The following is a 2,923-nucleotide window of genomic DNA, read 5'->3' on the forward strand; positions in this document are numbered from 1 at the left end:
GGCGCGCTGGACGCCCTGCCGTCGGAGGTGCTCGACGACGCCGAGCGGTCGGCACCGCTGCGGATGGCACATCCCGCCTACGTGATCTACACCTCGGGGTCCACCGGGCGCCCCAAGGGCGTGGTGATCGAGCACGGGTCCGTGGTGAACTTCCTCGAATCCATGCAGCGTCGTTTCGGGCTGGGTGGGGATGACCGGCTGCTCGCGGTCACCACGATCGGGTTCGACATTGCCGGACTTGAGCTGTACCTGCCGTTGTTGAACGGTGCGTGTGTGGTCCTTGCCGGGGCGGACACCGTTCGGGACCCGCGGGAGTTGTGTGCGTTGATCCGTTCGTCGGGGGCGACGGTGGTGCAGGCCACTCCGAGTTTGTGGCACGCCTTGGTGGCGGGACCCGGGGATGGTGGTGGGGATCTGCCGGGTGGGTTGCGTGCGCTGGTCGGCGGTGAGGCGCTGCCGGGTGATTTGGCGCGTCGTCTGTCGGCGCGGATGGCGTCGGTGACGAACCTGTACGGTCCGACCGAGACCACGATCTGGTCGACCGCCATGGAGGTGGGGGTGGCTCCGGGTGGGGTCTCCTCGATTGGTGCTCCGATCGGGAACACGCAGGTCTATGTGCTGGACGCGACGCTGGCTCCGGTGCCTGTCGGGGTGCCGGGTGAGCTGTTCATCGCCGGTGCGGGTCTGGCCCGTGGGTATCTGGGCCGGGCGGGGCTGACGGCGGAGCGGTTCGTGGCCTGTCCGTTCGGTGGGGCGGGTGAGCGGATGTACCGCACCGGGGACGTGGTCCGCTGGTCCGCGGAGGGCAGCCTCGACTTCATCGGGCGTGCGGACGATCAGGTGAAGGTGCGGGGTTTCCGGATCGAGCTGGGCGAGATCGAGGCCGTCGTCGCGGCGCACGCAGCGGTCGACCGGGTCACGGTCGTTGTCCGTGAGGACGTTCCCGGTGACAAGCGCCTGGTGGCCTATGTGGTGCCCGTCGACCGGGGGGCCGACCGCGCCGCCCTCGCGGACGTGGTGCGGGGCGTCGCCGTCGGGTCCCTGCCCCAGTACATGGTGCCGTCGGCGGTGGTGGTCCTGGAGGAGCTGCCACTGACTTCGAATGGGAAGGTGGACCGCAGGGCGCTGCCCGCCCCGCAGTACGCGACCGGTTCGGGTCGTGGTCCGTCCTCCGTCCGTGAGGAGATCCTGTGCGCGGCGTTCGCCGAGGTCCTCGGCCTGGACAGCGTCGGCGTCGACGACAGCTTCTTCGCCCTGGGCGGTCACTCGCTGCTGGTGATCCGGCTGGTGGAGATCCTGCGCGCCCGCGGCGTTTCCGTGTCGGTGCAGACGCTGTTCGACACGCCGACCGTGGCCGGCCTCGCGGCGGTGGCCGGCACCGAGCAGGTCGAGGTGCCGGCGAACCTGATCCCGGACGAGGCGCAGGCGATCACGCCGGAGATGCTGCCGCTGGTCGACCTGACGGCTGACGAGGTCGAGCGGGTCGTCACGACCGTGGACGGCGGTGCGGCGAACGTCGCCGACATCTACCCGCTCACTCCGCTCCAGGAGGGTCTGCTCTTCCACCACCTGTTCGCCGACGGCGGCGAGGACGCCTACGTGACGCCGACGGTGATGCGCTTCGACTCGCGTGAGCGCCTGGACGCCTTTGTTCACGCGCTCGAGAAGGTGGTGGAACGGCACCACGTCTTTCGCACCTCGCTGGTGTGGGAGGGTCTTCGCGCACCCGTACAGGTGGTTTGGCGAAACGTTGAACTGCCGGTCGAAGAAGTCGAGTTGACCGCAGGAAGCGCGGACCCGGTGCAGGAGCTCCTGGCCAGGGGCGGCCTGGCGATGGACCTGAGGCAGGCCCCGCTCGTCCGGATGCACGTCGCGGCGGAGCCCGGGAGCGACCGGTGGCTGGCGCTGATGCGCCTGCACCACATCGTCGAGGACCACACCGCGCTGGAGATCCTGATCGGCGAGGTGGAGGCGCTTCTCACCGGGCGGGGCGCGGAGCTGCCGGAGCCGCTGCCGTTCCGTGACCTGGTCGCACAGGCGCGTACCGGGATCGAGAGTGGGAAGCACGAACGCTTCTTCGCCGACCTGCTCGGTGACGTCGACGAGCCCACCGCGCCGTACGGCCTGGTGGACGTGCGCCGGGACGGCATGGACTCGGCCGAGGCGCTGGCCGGCCTGGCCCCGGAGCTGTCCGAGCGGGTCCGCCGGGTCGCCCGCCGCCTGGGGACGACGGCGGCGACCGTTCTCCACGTGGCGTGGGCGCGTGCGCTGTCGGCGGTGAGCGGCCGTGACGACGTGGTGTTCGGCACCGTCCTGTTCGGACGCATGAGTGCAGGCGCCGCTGCGGGCCGGGTGGCGGGCCCCCTCATCAACACCCTGCCGGTGCGGATGCGGGTGGGCGAGACCTCCGTCATGGCGGCGGTGCGGGCCATGCGTGGTCAGCTCGTGGCGCTGCTGGAGCACGAGCACGCGCCGCTCAGCCTGGCGCAGCAGGCCAGTGGCGTGCCGGCGGACGCACCCCTGTTCACCTCGATGTTCAACTACCGCTCGAACTACGGCCTCAACCGTGAGACCACTGAGCTCTTCGACGGGGTCGAGCTGGCGTTCTTCCGGGAGCGGACGAACTACCCGCTGTCGGTCGCCGTCGACGACGACGGCACCAAGATCACCTTGATCGTGGACGCGATCACTCCGATCGACCCCCAGGCGGTCGCCACGCTGGTCGCCACCGCTACGGCGAACCTGGTGGCCGCGCTGGAGGAGGCGCTCGACGGCGGCCTCGACGTTCCGCTCAGCGGCATCCGCGTCCTGGGCGATGTCGAGCGTCGGCGGGTGGTGTCGGAGTGGAACGACACGGCGGTCGAGGTGCCGCGGGCCACTGTGGCGGAGTTGTTCGAGGGGCAGGTGGCGCGGGTTCCGGATG

The 2,923-nt window shown here is 70.5% G+C and carries 1 protein-coding gene; it reads left to right on the forward strand.

Translation table 11 applies throughout. The annotated features are described in order from the left end of the window. The coding region (locus tag ACWD35_RS45300; RefSeq protein WP_451357149.1) for an amino acid adenylation domain-containing protein at positions 1-2,923 on the forward strand (2,923 nt) is incomplete at both ends.

It is taken from the genome of Streptomyces sp. NPDC002671 (assembly GCF_053592475.1).